Here is a 13,073-nt window from a genome sequence, read left to right as displayed (position 1 = left end):
AAATATGTGCAAATTAAGCGTATTGCTTTAAAGTGATTGCAGTTTGCACCCTCTTTTTATTCCTTTCCAACGGTTTAACTTTTTGAAATTCCTATATTTAACTTTTAGGAATGGACAGGTTTTTGACTGACAGATTAAGCATTTTATAACGAATACACTGCCGCTATGGATTAATAAAAGCGGCGCAATAGATGGCGAACTACGGACCAGAGATACGCAAAAAAGCACAAGATTTGTATGTTGTTGAGGGCTACACGGTGGACGAAATAGCCGAGCTTGACGACATGCCCAGTGCGCGTAGCATTCGCCGTTGGTCGGAGGCTGGCAAGTGGGAGGACATGTGCCCAAGCTATAACGCCGAAATGGCCTTTAGCAAACGCATTAATGTACTGGCCGATAAAGACGATAAAACCGATGCTGACTATAAAGAGCTCGACTTTTGCACACGCCAGTTGTGCGCACTTAATAAAAGTAAATTAGCCCCAGCCCCAAAACAGCGCGCAAGTAATGACGACCCCGCCAACAATAACAGCGGCAACAGTCATAACGGCAATGACAAAAAATCGAAGAAGAAAAAGAAAAACGATTGCTCTGGCATTACCCTTGAAATGCTCAACGAGCTTAAAGACACATTACTTTATCCTCACCAAAAACATTGGTTTGATAACCAAGACCACCGCACCCGTTTTATATTAAAACCACGCCAAATTGGCGCTACATTTTATTTTGCATTCGAAGCGTTTGTTGACGCTGTGGTAAATGGGCGCAATAAAATATTTATATCGGCGAGCCGCGACCAGGCCGAAGTATTTAAAGCCAATATTGTGGCGTTGGTGCGTGAGCATTTTAATGTTGAATTAAGTGGCTCACCCATGGTGCTTAATTTAGCCGGCGGTTAAACTAATATTTAAATCAACTAATGCCCGTACTGCACAATCTGAGTCCGGCGATTTATATATTGATGAAGTGTTTTGGATACCTAAATATAAGTCGCTGCACGGTTTGGCGCAGGCTATGGCAACGCATAAACATTTACGAATAACGTATTTTAGTACGCCATCGGTTACCAGCCACGAAGCCTACGACCATTGGAACGGTAAATGGTACCGCAAAACAAAAGCGTGTAACGATCCCGAATTTGCTATTGATGTAAGCCATAAAAACTTAAAAAACGGTCAGTTGTGTGACGACGGTATTTGGCGTCAAATGCTCACGGTTTACGATGTAGTAACCAGTGGTTTTGACCGCATTGATATTGGCGTACTTGAAAACGAATACAGCGTAGATGAGTTTAATAACTTGTTTATGTGTAAGTTTATTGATGATGCACACAGTGCATTTAACCTTAAACAGCTTATGAACTGCGTGGGCGACTCGACCAAGTGGACCGACTTTGATTTAGCCTACGAGCGCCCATTTGGTCTGCGCCCTGTTGTAATTGGTTTTGACCCTGCCCGCTTTGGCGATAAAGCCAGTGTTGCCATTTTAAGTGCACCCATGAAGCCAGGCGAAAAGTTTTTACTGCTAGAAGCACTTGATTTAAGCGGCAACGACTTTGAAGCCATGGCAAACGAGATAAAACATCTCACCGAAAAATACAACGTTGTGCATATTGGCGTAGATACCACAGGCATTGGTTACGGCGTGTGGGAGCTTATTACTAAGTTTTACCCTAATGCTGAGCCGATTCATTACAACCCTATTATTAAAAACCGCATGGTAATTAAAGCCATTAACGTTATTCAAAACCGTCGCCTTGAGTTTGACCAGGACGCGGTAAATATTGCCAGCTCATTTATTAATATTCGCCGCAAAGTGGTGGGCGATCAAATTACCTATGCCACAAACCGCACCGCTACCACAGGCCATGCCGATATTGCGTGGGCAATTATGCACGCTATGTTATTTGAACCACTCGACGGTAACGCCCATAGCCGTCAAACATCTGTAGGAATTGCAGCTTAATGAGTAAACCACGATTACAAGTAAGTAACGGCCAAGCGCCAAACTACAACCAACGCACAGCGGTAACCGATACGTTTAGCTTTGGCGATCCGGAGCCGTGTTTAGACAACCGGCTAACCGATTACGTTGGGGTGTTTAGTGACAGTAACGGCATTTACGCCCCGCCCATTAATTTGCAAGGCTTGGTTAAACTGCTGCGTGTAAATGCCCAGCATGGGCCAATACTCTACTTTAAACGCAACATGATTTTAAAATGGTATAAGCCTAACCCGCTTTTAAGCCATCAAGCCCTTAGTAAGTTTGCGTTTGATTTGCTGTGGAGCGGTAACGCCTATTTGCAGGTTATTAAAAATTCATTTGGGCAAGTTATTAAACTACGCCACTTGCCTGCACTAACTATGCGTTATACCGATAAACGCGGTGTGTACGCACAATTAAGTAATCGCAGTCATGAGCCTATTTACTTTAATGAAGGCGAAATAATACACGTAAAAGAATACGACCCCGGGCAAGGCATTTATGGCATACCGCAATATTACGGCGGTATTCAGTCGGCGTTGCTTAATGAAGATGCCACGTTATTTCGTCGCCGTTATTACAAGAACGGTGCGCACATGGGCTTTATATTCTCAATGGCTGACCCTAATTTAAGCGCTGACGATGAAACCGCCCTTAAAAATGCCATACGTGACAGCAAAGGTGTGGGTAACTTTAGAAGTTTGTTTTTTAATTTTCGCAGTAATAAAGCCGATGCCGAAAAAGCGATAAACATTACACCAGTGGGCGACATATCAACAAAAGACGAATTTGAGCGCATTAAAAAAATTACGCTTAACGACATGCTCAGTATGCACCGCGCACAAGAAGCACTCAGCGGCCAATCATCTGGCGACAGCCCGGGCTTTGGTGATTTAGATAAGATTACCCGTGCCTATTACAACAACGAAGTTGTGCCCCTGCAGCAAGACGTATTAGGCATTAATAACTACTTGCCTGCCGCGCAGCATATTGAATTTAAAGAGCCTGAGTATTCAGACTTAAACCCAACACCTAAGGAAGCCGCATGAGCTGGATAGATGTAACAGAGTTTATTAAACAATGGGGGCGTTTATTTATGTTGAGCTTTTTAGCAGCCGCTATTCAAATGTATTTAAGCAAAAAGCAATTTACGTTCTTTCATTACTGTATGAACGTGCTCGTTGCTATTTTTGCAGCGTACTTAGCCGCTATGTTTTGTGAGTGGCGCGGGTTTGACGAAAACCTAAAAACAGACGTGATTGGGGTAACTGCCTACGCGGCCCCGCATTTACTCGAAGGGTTCGACAAGCTAATTAAAGCCTTTAGCAAAGACCCAAAAGCATTTATTAAATTAATCAGGGGGATAAAATAATGGGATGGATTAAATCAGTATTATCATTTATCACAGACCCAATAGCCGATTTAACCGGCGGCTATGTTGAGCGTAAACGCATCGCGGCAGAAATGGCCGCTGATGTAGCACGCGCTGAGAACAACTTTAAAATTGCGCAGTTTAACGCCAAAGCAAAGCGCTGCATGCAAGCCGAGCAAAACGACGCGGACTATGACTTGCTTGTGCTGAAGAACCGCGACAAAACCATTATGGATGAAGTGATCATTCTATTCTTTCTGGGGTTGTTTGTGTGCCATTTTATACCAGCCATGCAACCGTATATGCATAAAGGCTGGCAAGCAATGGGCTATAAAGGCGCGCCCTGGTACTTTGAATTTGTGATTGTAGGTATTGCGGTTTCAACGCTTGGGTTAATGCGATTGTTTAGAGCGTTTTGGGGTGGTAAGGGCAAAGGTAATAAAAGCGCTAGTAAATGACTAGCGCATTAAACTTTAATGCTGTGAGTTATCGATTTTAGAAATTAATGTATCAAGCACCATTAAATCATTAGCCTTTTCCATATATTCATCGCTATCTTCATCAAGCTGTTTAAGCTCTACTGTTTCTTTTTCAACCCTACTTTTAAGAGTACTTTTAATTAATCTAAGTTCTAATTGTGAAAACATAATTATCCTACATCTTGATTTGGTACACCGATAAAACAAGGAATAGCCATCGAATCTAATTGATTTAACTTATCTAAATACAGAGTTACGGGCATATCGTATAGAGGGCGAATAGTAAAATGATTTTTACCTAGCGATCCCCCATCATCTAGTGAAACATGCAGGCCTTGCGGCATTTTAGACTTAGCTGGTAACTTCCACCACAGCGTACCAAATTTAGGGTTTCGGTAATTAAATAGTGATAAGCCACCCGATTTACTGTCAACAAAGTCAATATCATTCTTTTTGTAAACTCTTACATCCCAAGTCTGTTCTTCCTCTCTTGGTGGTGTAGTACGAATATAGTCAAACTTAGCTTTTGTTTTACGGCCAAGTCGAAAAAGGTCAAATGGCAAGGTGACATAAAATTGAATTGGGGTATGCATAATCAAGTTCCTTATGATTTTATTTAAATAGTCGATAGTAAATTACATCAAATTAACGAGAATATCTAGGCAATAGTGTTCACCCAATTTACCTAATCACCTCAAATGCTATTGTTTACCAATCTAGCTCTTTAATCTTTTCAACTTTACTAGCAACAACTTCAAGACGCTTAAGTGCCCTTGTAAAATTTGGCCCAGGCACACCATTAAGTGTTGCTGCATTGGTTTTGCTAATACCGCGAACTAAGTAATCACTGAGTGCTGCTTTTATATCTTCACTGGTGCTTTTACCAAACGACAATAGTGCATCTAACCGCTCTTGGCTTTGTGAGCCTTTGTATAAATAATTCATAATTTATTTATCACTTAACTGATAATAAATTAATGATATTTCAATGTCAGGTAAATCTCCACCTATTTGATCTTTTTGTTGTCACTTTATGTCAAACATTGTCACAGCTTTGACATCCAGATCTTTTTTAAGTATCTCTCAGATCCTTTTAGTGCAAGGCCTAGCTAAAAATAGCATGTCACAACAGTTGTCAATTTGACGCGTTTTTTGCACGAAAGCGGAAGGCGAGGAGGAGTGAATTTTTTAGCCTTTTGGTTCTCAGCCCACACTTTTCGTCGAGCCTTGGCGACCCGACTAAATACGATGCCATGTATTTTAAAAACGAAACTAAACCGCTGATTAAATTAATGAGTGATGAAGTGGCAAGGAATCCTGAAATTGGCAGTAAGTTACAGCTAAATTTTGATTTAGAGCCGAGTGCTTAATAGGTAGTAAATAATAGACTCTGAAGATTTAAACTTTATTCATTTCGTTTAAGACAAACAAAATTAAGCGCTAGTTTAAGCCTAGCGCTATTTGGTTGTATGCTGAGTTATCCTCTAGCAGTACGAGAAGCTTCGTCCTCTTTGACTCTTAGCCTCCAGTACTTCCCCGCTGAAACCCAAACAACTGTTTTTGCGTTTAGTTTTTTAAACTCACTTAAAATTATACGTGCGAGAACTTGGTTTCCATCAGAGTTTTCTTGAAGATGCTCTTCATGTTTGCTTCTGATTAGCATATCAACAACATCGTCTTGATATAAACAACCTTCTTTTTCTATTAAACTTTGCATCCAATGGGCAACTTCACTGGCTTGCATAATTAATTTTCCTTTTTAACCATCTCTAGCGACTCTTCAGGAAAATCGCCCCTCTCTAGTTTTTTACCTGCAAACCACTGACATTTAAAGCCAACTATGCCTTTACCCTGAACTGTCATATCAGGTCCCCCAGACTTAAGTTTTACAATATCACCTGCTTTCAAGCTCATCACTTTCCCTCTTAATTATATAAATTGACGAATGCCAACCCTTATTATTTCATGCTCTATTAATAAACTATTTAATTAGTTGCCACCAGTTTTTTTATTTTTTAAATTCAGATCAATTACAGGCTATATAAATTAAGTTTATTTTATATAGCCTGTAATTTTAACATAGATGCTTATTTGTCACGCCTCAATATGCTGTATATAATAACAGTGTTTTTTATTAACCATTGGTGAATATTATGGCGCGGGTTACTTGTCCAAATTGCGAAGCTAAAGCAACGATCACATCGCGTGAAACACAAAGCGCGCATGTGGTTAATTTATATTGCTCGTGCACCAATACAAAAGAGTGCGGGGCTACGTTCCGTATTACCCAATCGTTTGATCACTTCTTAAACCCGCCTTGCAAAACCACTGCGCAATTAGCCGCATCGCTTATTAAAAACTTACCGCGTGAAGAGCAACTTTCATTGTTAGAACTTTAAATTTTATGCATTAAAAAGCCCGCAACATTGCGGGCTTTTTACTAATTAGTATTTAATTTCACACAGCGTGTAATAGTTCGCGTGTCTTCTGCACATTAGCTTGTGCTTCCAGGTTGAACAATATCTGTTCATCTATATTAAATACATTATGTAACTTTGCAGCCATTGCTGGGGTTAGTGCTCCGCCAGCTAATAACCGAGTTACTGTTGATGGGCTAACATTTAATTGTTGCGCGGTTTTACTTGCGCTTAACCCACGTTTATCAATGAATTTTTTTATATAATGCCCTGAACCTTTTGGTGGTTCTAACATATGAGCGATTCGCTCCATACCTACAGTTGACCGTGACATATTTTCTTCCTTATTTCCAAATAGTAAGTGATTTAATTACTTATTGATAAACAATACTAAGTGCACTAAAATTGGTCTGAGTCTGCCCCCGAAGGGGCATCCCTCAATCAATCATAACTTTTAAGTGTCACCATCACTTCATCATTGTTATTAAGTTCTACCATTAAACATGCAGCCACATGTTGGTAGTTAAGCTTAATAGCAATGTTAAAGTGCATATCGTCTACCAGCTCTACATCATCACCCAGTAAAGAAACCAAAGCTTCTATATTTGGTGCAGCTTGTAATGCATACATCGCATCACTTACTTCACTCAATACCGGTTCACGTAATGAGCCGAGCGTTATGATTGAGGTTTCTTCGAAGCGTACTTCCATCGTTAATCCCTCTAATCATTGTTATTGACCATATGGCCAGTTTTAATAATACACCACCTTTGCGCATTGCGCAAGAGTGGCTTTGTGGATATTAATGATTCACAAAACGTTGAATACTGCTTAGTTTGTTGCCTTGGGTTTCTACTATGTGAAGCAGTGATCGTAGTTCTTGCTCTAGGCCTGTTACGTCTTTAACGGTTATTGGTGTGTTGCTGCGTTGGCACTGGCGCAATATGGTGAATAACTGGTTCATACGTAAACGCCAGCCGCAATCAAACATATCTCTAAACGGAATAAACATACTTAAGCGCATTTCAGGAAAGTCTAATATTGGTAATTCGCTTAGGGTTGGCAACGTGGCAAGCTCTGGTTCGTTACGTTTGCTGTGTAAAAATACGCGGTTTACTTCTAATTGAAATTTTGGGCTGATCCAGCCTGCGTAAGAAATGGCTAATAGTTCGTGGGCGAATGTGCCACGATTAGAACCGCCGTTGTTCACTTCTAGAGCAGACCCCGAATTCGGGGTCTGCTCTATTTTACCTAAGCTCAGATCCGAATTTAACTCTAAAATTAATTCTTTGGTAGATACGTTCGACAACCATTTATTTGGCGCTTTGTGCTTACCTAGCCCACTGGCTTTATGCAGTGCGTTTAAGTTTACGCGGTTGTAGTGATCAACAGGGATTAGGGTATTTGAAATAATAAGTTGGCTTGTCATGATAATGACCTCACATGTCTAAATAAAATATCTAAACCACACAAAAGTTCGAATTTTTGGGTGGCAAGCTAAAGCGAGGTTCGAACTACCGCGACACATGAAACGGTCCACCGAAGTGGCCTCACTCCAGCTCACCATAATATGGGCGTGCTAAAGCGTGAGCATTAAAAAACCAGCTAAAAAGCTGGCGACAATGCACCATGAGTCGTTGCGGGGTTCGAATCCCGACACTGGATTTTGCCAGTGCCTTTTTACTATAGCCCCGCACAAGGCGAATTGTCAATTAGGTTAGTTTTATCTCCTTCAATCGTTTTATATTTTTTACGTTTATCTGTACCCGTCAATTAAGTAACTTACGGGTACATTTAGGCCATTAAGTCGGTTGACCACCAATCGTTACTGCTGATTGCTGACGCACTGCCTTGTTTAACTAAAGTAACTAAGTCCCAATCACCAATTGTCACTAGGCCGTTTTCGTTTGTAGTTGTATTAAGCGCTTGGCGCCCTTCTAGCTCTGCATATTGATAAACAAGGTCTACGAGTTCGCGGGCTTGTTTCCAATGATCCTCTGTTACGTGCCAGCTACCCGATTTTTGGGCAAATGCTTTTGCTCGGTATTCAATATCGAGTTGCTTATTTTGTTTTAATTGGGCGTTTTCATCTAAAACTTGAAGTTGGCCGTCTCTTACTTGGTAAATATGGCCGTTTCTCGCGATCCTTTTACCTGCAATCAGATCCTTTTTAACCTCTTCAATGTCCTTTTTGTCACACCCGATCATATCTAGTATTAACTCGGCGCTAGAGCCCACGGCTATAGGCGTACAGTTATTACCACTAGACCAAGATAGGTCGGCTGCGCCGACGTTGGTGTTATCCTTAGCATTGAGTTTTTCGGCTGTGCCTTTGAGTTGCCTGGTCCATTCGATAAGGCGTGTTTTTAAGCTGGTTGCATCTGTTACGTTGTGCACGTTATTAAACAAACGCGTAAGTACGGCTTTGTAATCAATATTGGTCACAACGCCTTTAATGCGGCGTACTACTTCGGCGTAGTCGTTGCCCATTGGGGTGTCTTCGTACATTGATTTAAAATTAGCGGCGCGGCCAATACACATGCCGCCCTGTAGTTTTACGTAGTCTTTCCAGTTTGCTGTATCTGCCGCGTAACGAATAGGCTCTATTACTTCGTCTTTTACAGCGGTACGCATGCGGCGCAGCTCGCGGTAAACAGTGACACTTGGCGAACCCTGAAATTGAAACTGGCGAATGTTCCATGTGCTAGCCCAGGCTAAAACGGGGTTAGCTTGCTCTTGCAGGTTTTCACCTGTTTCAGCGTCTACGTGATCGGTCAGCATGTAGCCATCAATGTTTTTACTAATGTATTTAGCAATGTAGGCCGCTGCACTGCCCTTGCTTTTATCGAGCTTTACAGCGTCAAAGCGTGGGCTAAATGTGCGGTAAAATTTGGTAGGTGCCTTGTGATTTTTCGCCTTAAACTTTTTAGGTTCTCTTTTTTCAGCTTTGGCTTTTTCGGCTTCTTCTTTATTGCGCTGTATAGCTACTTCGTTGGCCTTTTTTTAGCAAAGCCCCACGCACTGCGCTTTTGTTTATACAGTTTGAATAAGTGAGTTTTCTCAGTATGAGCACGATATTTAACACAGGCCTCAACGGTTTTTATGTGTGTGCCATGGGTGTTTATATCTACAAATTTGTTGAATACTTTTGCTCGGGTAAGCTCTGGGCCATATCGATCGTAAAGCTCGCTTTTGTCTTCTTGGATAAAGTACCAACGTAAAATAGCGTTGATTTCTTGAAGCTTATTTTTTGGCATAAATAACATCATGTGCCAATGCGGGCAACCGTCGGCGTGTGGCTCAACTACGCGCACACCAAAGTATTTAAGGCCACGGCGATTAAGCTTAGAACGGGCGCGCGCCCATGTTGTAGTTAAATAATTTTGCGCATCTTTAGGCGTTGAACCATCCCACGTACTTGCATTAGCATGAAAACGTGCCGGGCACGTAATGGTGTAAAACATAGCAACATAGCCCATTTCGTCGGCTAGTTCCTCAGTTTCACGAATGCGTAACATTAATTCGTTGCGGCGGTTAGCGGGGTTTGCCATGCCGCTTTTTACGGCTTCGATTAAACTTATTACGTCGCCGTCGCTGCTTTGTAGTTCCATCATTTCTAAGAACTGACGGCCACTGGCTTGGGCAAAGCTAAATTCAAGCTGGGCTTGTTTTGATGAATACGGGCTAATACCACGGCGTTTAGGTTTTTTACTGTTTTTATCGTGGTATAGGTCTTTACCCACTTGGCCTGTCGCAATTTCTAGCAGCTCTAAAAACTGCTTGCGCAAGGTTTTTAATTGCCGAGCCCACCACTTATCGCAGTGCATTTTAAGCAACGCTATTTCAAAGCACGCTGAAGGTAGATCATCTTCTCGCATATTGTAAAATGGCACATTTACACCAAACGATTTTGCATGTTCGGCTACTGCTTCATAGGTAATACGTACTATTTTTTCATAGCTCAGTCGCTGGTGTTCTTCGCTCACATCAAGTGCAATTTGCACACACTCCATGGCAAGCGTGCCCGCGTGTTTTTTGGTTTTTTCAATACTACTTAAAATATGCCATGGTAGTGGCATATTTTGAGTAATACTAAATAGTACGCCAAAGCGAGGTTTTAACCTGGCAATAGTGCGGCGTAGCCATGTATTTGCACGGAACTGGCTACCCGCCTTTTTTGGTTATAACGATCGATGTACTTACGAGCCATGCGACTTTGTAAAGGCACAGGAACACTTTGCAAACCACGTGCTAAAAAATTGTGGTCATCAATATCATTAATAGACGAAATTAAGCCCTTAGCTATACCAGATAGTCTAAGGGCATCAAGATCGAGCGGTCTAGGGTTAGCCATTACAGTTCAAGCGCCTGCATCATGTCGATTGCAGCTTTGGCTTTAAGCTTTACAATATCTGTAGAGTGAAATGCATTAAAACCAAGTTCACCAATATTATGGGTTACTATTCTAAATAGAGTATTTAGGTCCATTGTTGAACTTGAATACCAATACCTGCCAGATATGTCCCCACTTTTACCGATGTAATCTAAAATCAGTTGGTGCAATATTCCTGCATCAGTAAAATCATCGCCTGTGCTCCAAATTATACGATCGCCAATTAACTCAATTTGACAAAGCCACTCAACAAACGAAACTAATGCATAATTAATATCTGATTCCCAATTCTCACAATCTGGGTAATTATTGCTCGAGTAAAACTTCCACTGAGAATTAAAGCTTTCTTTTATTGTTCCGTAACGTAACTCTTGCTCTTCTGACGATATAACCTCGTGAAAATCAGCGCCAATTACTCCAGTATGTGGGTTAAAAAATACCGCTGCAATTTCGACAACTACAGCGCTTGGGCGAGTATCTAAACGAGTTAAATGCACCATCACATTGTTCATGCTGCACCACCTTCTAACTCGATCAGCTCAGGTTCGCCATGTATCTGTGCCGCATCAAGTGCCATAGCCATTTGGTCGTAAACTGGCGCGTATACATCATGTACATCAACAATCATTCTCACTATTGGCAAAAAGTCAGTTAGGCAGTTTTCACACTCCATAAGCATTGCAACTGTTGGGCGTTTGTTTAAATTGCGAATAGTAAAGTTGGCTTGGTCGATAGCGTGTTCAATGATATTTCTTACTAAGTTCTGTTTTTTAAATAGATCTTGGTCTTTGATAGTGGTCATTTTTAATATTCCTTTGGGGGTTTTATTGGTTGTTATTTAACAACGCCAAGTGCTGAAAAGATTGTTCGAAAGTCTGCGGTTCTATTGCCAAGGTAAGTAATAAAACAGCCTTTAGGTGCGCCTTTTTTTACATTGCCTTGTGCATCGTTAAAGTGTGTACGGCCATCAATAAAGCAGCTTAAACCTGCGTTTAATAACTTTTGGCACCATGCCTCTGAGCTATTAACAAAGGTGATATTCATTGCTTCTTTAAAATTACCTTGTGCGTATTGGTCTAAGTAGTAATCAATCCAATCGCCGTTGCTGGCTATGTCTTCGGTAATACAATGGCCACGATACTTACTGTAAGTCGGGTCGTTACATATTTTTTTAACGCATTTTGGCTTACATGCTATTTCACCTTTATTGAATGGGTGATTTAACCAAACAGTATTAGCTATCCAATTGCGTGTTAATGCATCGTCTTCTTTAGTTAAGTAACACATTGCTTTTACTGACTTGTTAGCCACTGAACAACTTGCAGGGTCTAAATCAATAACTGGAAACATTTGGTGCACATACTTCAACACTTTAGCGGGCGTATAAAACTCAACATTGCCACTGTCTTGGTTGATTAGTTGATCAGGTGTCATGGCTAATCCCTAATGTGCTTGTTCTGTTTTTTGAGTATTTTTAGCAATGCTAAAATCTCGCTTTTGTAAAAAACGGCTTGGTGTCATGGCATTAGCATCAACAAAAGCAGTTACTATTTCTTGAAGCTGCAAAATAGCTTGATGTATTTTAAGTCGCTTTTCACGGTCAAATTGGTGATAGCTCCTTTCTAAATCACTTTTAGATAGTCCTGCCGAATAACACACAATTACTTGCTGCGGTTTACTCAAGTGCGTATACACATATTCAGCGGAATGACGATCGATGTTAAATAGCCCTCTAATTTCAGTAAGTCCTTTTGGTGTTGGTTTTACATCAACAACTTTTAACTGGGTTTTTTCAGGCTGTTTATTTACGTCTGTAATACCGCGTTTTTTTGCAATTTCTAATGCTGCATTTGCCATGGTTTTCTCCTAGTTGTTTACGCTTTGTTGGTGTTGCGTCCTAAATTTAATTAGCTCGTTTAAGCGATAATGATTAGTTTTGCCGAACTGAATTGATTTAGGAAAATCAGACAACTTCGATAAAATCCAAAACTTTTTACGCGCACATCCCAATACCTCGCATGCCTCAATGGTGCTAACTAGGCGGTCTTTTTGCTCTTCAAGCTCAGTGCGTAGTTGGTTGTTTTCTTGCAGTAATGCAAACAACACTGCTTTTGCGTCTGGGTGAATATCTAATAAAATAATTTGTTGTTCCGTGCTCATGCTGCATCTTCCTTTTTGCTTTTTGATGATCGGCTAATAAATCGTTTACCGATATTTCACCGTTAGTTAGTTCTGAAATACGTGGAATGTATTTCGCTGGGGCTTGGCAATGACGGTTAATCCAGTACCAAATGATGTTTTGTTTTGTACTTAACAACCTGGCGGCTTTTGTTTGCCCACCAATTATTTCTATTGCTTTCGCTACGGCACTCATATTTCCTCCAAGCAGTATTTATCAATTAAACCGATAATAGATATCAATTTAACCG

22 protein-coding genes and 2 pseudogenes are annotated in these 13,073 nt (G+C 40.9%); 6 read left to right on the top strand and 18 right to left on the bottom strand.

Annotated elements, in window-relative coordinates:
- Nucleotides 1–191 precede the first annotated feature (191 nt).
- From P4S65_RS11690 to P4S65_RS11675, 4 genes and pseudogenes are all read left to right on the top strand, one after another.
- Nucleotides 192–1,965: pseudogene (locus tag P4S65_RS11690) on the top strand (terminase large subunit domain-containing protein).
- Nucleotides 1,965–3,032 (top strand): phage portal protein, encoded by a 1,068-nt coding sequence (locus tag P4S65_RS11685; protein ID WP_008135637.1) that lies wholly within the window; start codon nucleotides 1,965–1,967, stop codon nucleotides 3,030–3,032. The pseudogene P4S65_RS11690 and the gene P4S65_RS11685 overlap by 1 nt, the downstream one beginning before the upstream one ends.
- Nucleotides 3,029–3,355, top strand: a complete 327-nt coding sequence (locus tag P4S65_RS11680) for a phage holin family protein (protein ID WP_337120202.1) — start codon at nucleotides 3,029–3,031, stop codon at nucleotides 3,353–3,355. Before P4S65_RS11685 ends, P4S65_RS11680 begins: the two co-directional genes overlap by 4 nt.
- Nucleotides 3,355–3,813, top strand: a complete 459-nt coding sequence (locus P4S65_RS11675; protein WP_337120201.1) for a hypothetical protein — start codon at nucleotides 3,355–3,357, stop codon at nucleotides 3,811–3,813. The genes P4S65_RS11680 and P4S65_RS11675 overlap by 1 nt, the downstream gene beginning before the upstream one ends.
- A gap of 15 nt (nucleotides 3,814–3,828) precedes the next feature.
- Here the strand turns inward: P4S65_RS11675 and P4S65_RS11670 are convergent, their stop codons facing one another.
- The 3 genes from P4S65_RS11670 to P4S65_RS11660 form a co-directional block, all read right to left on the bottom strand.
- Nucleotides 3,829–4,002 (bottom strand): hypothetical protein, encoded by a 174-nt coding sequence (locus P4S65_RS11670; protein WP_337120200.1) that lies wholly within the window; start codon nucleotides 4,000–4,002, stop codon nucleotides 3,829–3,831.
- 2 nt (nucleotides 4,003–4,004) lie between these two features.
- Nucleotides 4,005–4,427, bottom strand: a complete 423-nt coding sequence (locus P4S65_RS11665; protein WP_337120199.1) for a hypothetical protein — start codon at nucleotides 4,425–4,427, stop codon at nucleotides 4,005–4,007.
- Between the two features lie 115 nt (nucleotides 4,428–4,542).
- Nucleotides 4,543–4,779, bottom strand: coding sequence for a hypothetical protein (locus tag P4S65_RS11660; protein ID WP_337120198.1), 237 nt, complete (start codon nucleotides 4,777–4,779; stop codon nucleotides 4,543–4,545).
- A gap of 251 nt (nucleotides 4,780–5,030) precedes the next feature.
- Here P4S65_RS11660 and P4S65_RS11655 point away from each other — a divergent pair, with 251 nt between their 5' ends.
- Nucleotides 5,031–5,204: a hypothetical protein gene (locus P4S65_RS11655; RefSeq protein WP_337120197.1), complete on the top strand. Its 174-nt coding sequence runs from the start codon at nucleotides 5,031–5,033 to the stop codon at nucleotides 5,202–5,204.
- A 107-nt stretch (nucleotides 5,205–5,311) separates the two neighbouring features.
- On the opposite strand, the gene P4S65_RS11650 is transcribed toward P4S65_RS11655, so the two are convergent.
- Nucleotides 5,312–5,578 carry a DUF6953 family protein gene (locus P4S65_RS11650; RefSeq protein ID WP_337120196.1) on the bottom strand — a complete coding sequence of 89 codons (267 nt, stop codon included), beginning with the start codon at nucleotides 5,576–5,578 and terminating at the stop codon, nucleotides 5,312–5,314.
- Nucleotides 5,579–5,580: 2 nt separating this feature from the next.
- Nucleotides 5,581–5,748: a YodC family protein gene (locus P4S65_RS11645; RefSeq protein WP_337120195.1), complete on the bottom strand. Its 168-nt coding sequence runs from the start codon at nucleotides 5,746–5,748 to the stop codon at nucleotides 5,581–5,583.
- Between the two features lie 239 nt (nucleotides 5,749–5,987).
- Between P4S65_RS11645 and P4S65_RS11640 the strand changes: the two genes are divergently transcribed.
- On the top strand, nucleotides 5,988–6,233 hold the full coding sequence (locus tag P4S65_RS11640; protein WP_337120194.1) for an ogr/Delta-like zinc finger family protein: 246 nt from the start codon (nucleotides 5,988–5,990) through the stop codon (nucleotides 6,231–6,233).
- A 58-nt stretch (nucleotides 6,234–6,291) separates the two neighbouring features.
- On the opposite strand, the gene P4S65_RS11635 is transcribed toward P4S65_RS11640, so the two are convergent.
- From P4S65_RS11635 to P4S65_RS11575, 13 genes and pseudogenes are all read right to left on the bottom strand, one after another.
- The gene (locus tag P4S65_RS11635; RefSeq protein WP_337120193.1) at nucleotides 6,292–6,585 is read right to left on the bottom strand and encodes a helix-turn-helix transcriptional regulator; all 294 of its coding nucleotides are present in this window, start codon (nucleotides 6,583–6,585) and stop codon (nucleotides 6,292–6,294) included.
- A gap of 107 nt (nucleotides 6,586–6,692) precedes the next feature.
- The gene (locus P4S65_RS11630) at nucleotides 6,693–6,962 is read right to left on the bottom strand and encodes a hypothetical protein (RefSeq protein ID WP_337120192.1); all 270 of its coding nucleotides are present in this window, start codon (nucleotides 6,960–6,962) and stop codon (nucleotides 6,693–6,695) included.
- 91 nt (nucleotides 6,963–7,053) lie between these two features.
- Nucleotides 7,054–7,680, bottom strand: coding sequence for a KilA-N domain-containing protein (locus P4S65_RS11625; protein WP_337120191.1), 627 nt, complete (start codon nucleotides 7,678–7,680; stop codon nucleotides 7,054–7,056).
- Nucleotides 7,681–8,045: 365 nt separating this feature from the next.
- Nucleotides 8,046–9,032, bottom strand: coding sequence for a hypothetical protein (locus P4S65_RS11620; RefSeq protein ID WP_337120190.1), 987 nt, complete (start codon nucleotides 9,030–9,032; stop codon nucleotides 8,046–8,048).
- 60 nt (nucleotides 9,033–9,092) lie between these two features.
- Nucleotides 9,093–9,233 (bottom strand): annotated as a pseudogene (locus P4S65_RS11615) (hypothetical protein); the annotation flags it as partial.
- Nucleotides 9,234–9,235: 2 nt separating this feature from the next.
- The gene (locus tag P4S65_RS11610) at nucleotides 9,236–10,330 is read right to left on the bottom strand and encodes a replication endonuclease (protein WP_337120189.1); all 1,095 of its coding nucleotides are present in this window, start codon (nucleotides 10,328–10,330) and stop codon (nucleotides 9,236–9,238) included.
- Nucleotides 10,331–10,368: 38 nt separating this feature from the next.
- Complete coding sequence (locus tag P4S65_RS11605) at nucleotides 10,369–10,605, bottom strand: hypothetical protein (protein WP_337120188.1); 237 nt, start codon at nucleotides 10,603–10,605, stop codon at nucleotides 10,369–10,371.
- Nucleotides 10,605–11,156 (bottom strand): 3'-5' exoribonuclease domain-containing protein, encoded by a 552-nt coding sequence (locus P4S65_RS11600; RefSeq protein WP_337120187.1) that lies wholly within the window; start codon nucleotides 11,154–11,156, stop codon nucleotides 10,605–10,607. Before P4S65_RS11600 ends, P4S65_RS11605 begins: the two co-directional genes overlap by 1 nt.
- Nucleotides 11,153–11,446: a hypothetical protein gene (locus tag P4S65_RS11595; RefSeq protein WP_337120186.1), complete on the bottom strand. Its 294-nt coding sequence runs from the start codon at nucleotides 11,444–11,446 to the stop codon at nucleotides 11,153–11,155. Before P4S65_RS11595 ends, P4S65_RS11600 begins: the two co-directional genes overlap by 4 nt.
- Nucleotides 11,447–11,478: 32 nt before the next feature.
- On the bottom strand, nucleotides 11,479–12,078 hold the full coding sequence (locus P4S65_RS11590) for a DNA N-6-adenine-methyltransferase (protein WP_337120185.1): 600 nt from the start codon (nucleotides 12,076–12,078) through the stop codon (nucleotides 11,479–11,481).
- Between the two features lie 9 nt (nucleotides 12,079–12,087).
- Nucleotides 12,088–12,501 (bottom strand): hypothetical protein, encoded by a 414-nt coding sequence (locus P4S65_RS11585; protein WP_337120184.1) that lies wholly within the window; start codon nucleotides 12,499–12,501, stop codon nucleotides 12,088–12,090.
- Between the two features lie 9 nt (nucleotides 12,502–12,510).
- Nucleotides 12,511–12,804: a helix-turn-helix transcriptional regulator gene (locus P4S65_RS11580; RefSeq protein WP_337120183.1), complete on the bottom strand. Its 294-nt coding sequence runs from the start codon at nucleotides 12,802–12,804 to the stop codon at nucleotides 12,511–12,513.
- Nucleotides 12,707–13,018, bottom strand: a complete 312-nt coding sequence (locus P4S65_RS11575) for a YdaS family helix-turn-helix protein (protein WP_337120182.1) — start codon at nucleotides 13,016–13,018, stop codon at nucleotides 12,707–12,709. Before P4S65_RS11575 ends, P4S65_RS11580 begins: the two co-directional genes overlap by 98 nt.
- Nucleotides 13,019–13,073 lie beyond the last annotated feature (55 nt).

Source organism: Pseudoalteromonas sp. B131b, assembly GCF_037162545.1.
Lineage (GTDB): Bacteria > Pseudomonadota > Gammaproteobacteria > Enterobacterales > Alteromonadaceae > Pseudoalteromonas > Pseudoalteromonas fuliginea.
This window is presented reverse-complemented; position numbering and strand designations above follow the sequence as displayed.

Excerpts from the sequence above, each read along its gene's own strand:
- P4S65_RS11630 (WP_337120192.1), bottom strand. The coding sequence starts at position 6,962 with ATGGAAGTACGCTTCGAAGAAACCTCAATCATAACGCTCGGCTCATTA.
- P4S65_RS11650 (WP_337120196.1), bottom strand. The coding sequence starts at position 5,578 with ATGCAAGCCAGTGAAGTTGCCCATTGGATGCAAAGTTTAATAGAAAAA.
- P4S65_RS11645 (WP_337120195.1), bottom strand. The coding sequence starts at position 5,748 with ATGAGCTTGAAAGCAGGTGATATTGTAAAACTTAAGTCTGGGGGACCT.
- P4S65_RS11675 (WP_337120201.1), top strand. The coding sequence starts at position 3,355 with ATGGGATGGATTAAATCAGTATTATCATTTATCACAGACCCAATAGCC.
- P4S65_RS11670 (WP_337120200.1), bottom strand. The coding sequence starts at position 4,002 with ATGTTTTCACAATTAGAACTTAGATTAATTAAAAGTACTCTTAAAAGT.
- P4S65_RS11575 (WP_337120182.1), bottom strand. The coding sequence starts at position 13,018 with ATGAGTGCCGTAGCGAAAGCAATAGAAATAATTGGTGGGCAAACAAAA.
- P4S65_RS11625 (WP_337120191.1), bottom strand. The coding sequence starts at position 7,680 with ATGACAAGCCAACTTATTATTTCAAATACCCTAATCCCTGTTGATCAC.
- P4S65_RS11640 (WP_337120194.1), top strand. The coding sequence starts at position 5,988 with ATGGCGCGGGTTACTTGTCCAAATTGCGAAGCTAAAGCAACGATCACA.
- P4S65_RS11590 (WP_337120185.1), bottom strand. The coding sequence starts at position 12,078 with ATGACACCTGATCAACTAATCAACCAAGACAGTGGCAATGTTGAGTTT.
- P4S65_RS11620 (WP_337120190.1), bottom strand. The coding sequence starts at position 9,032 with ATGCTGACCGATCACGTAGACGCTGAAACAGGTGAAAACCTGCAAGAG.
- P4S65_RS11600 (WP_337120187.1), bottom strand. The coding sequence starts at position 11,156 with ATGAACAATGTGATGGTGCATTTAACTCGTTTAGATACTCGCCCAAGC.
- P4S65_RS11660 (WP_337120198.1), bottom strand. The coding sequence starts at position 4,779 with ATGAATTATTTATACAAAGGCTCACAAAGCCAAGAGCGGTTAGATGCA.
- P4S65_RS11580 (WP_337120183.1), bottom strand. The coding sequence starts at position 12,804 with ATGAGCACGGAACAACAAATTATTTTATTAGATATTCACCCAGACGCA.
- P4S65_RS11585 (WP_337120184.1), bottom strand. The coding sequence starts at position 12,501 with ATGGCAAATGCAGCATTAGAAATTGCAAAAAAACGCGGTATTACAGAC.
- P4S65_RS11635 (WP_337120193.1), bottom strand. The coding sequence starts at position 6,585 with ATGTCACGGTCAACTGTAGGTATGGAGCGAATCGCTCATATGTTAGAA.
- P4S65_RS11605 (WP_337120188.1), bottom strand. The coding sequence starts at position 10,605 with ATGGCTAACCCTAGACCGCTCGATCTTGATGCCCTTAGACTATCTGGT.
- P4S65_RS11665 (WP_337120199.1), bottom strand. The coding sequence starts at position 4,427 with ATGCATACCCCAATTCAATTTTATGTCACCTTGCCATTTGACCTTTTT.
- P4S65_RS11685 (WP_008135637.1), top strand. The coding sequence starts at position 1,965 with ATGAGTAAACCACGATTACAAGTAAGTAACGGCCAAGCGCCAAACTAC.
- P4S65_RS11610 (WP_337120189.1), bottom strand. The coding sequence starts at position 10,330 with ATGCCACTACCATGGCATATTTTAAGTAGTATTGAAAAAACCAAAAAA.
- P4S65_RS11595 (WP_337120186.1), bottom strand. The coding sequence starts at position 11,446 with ATGACCACTATCAAAGACCAAGATCTATTTAAAAAACAGAACTTAGTA.
- P4S65_RS11680 (WP_337120202.1), top strand. The coding sequence starts at position 3,029 with ATGAGCTGGATAGATGTAACAGAGTTTATTAAACAATGGGGGCGTTTA.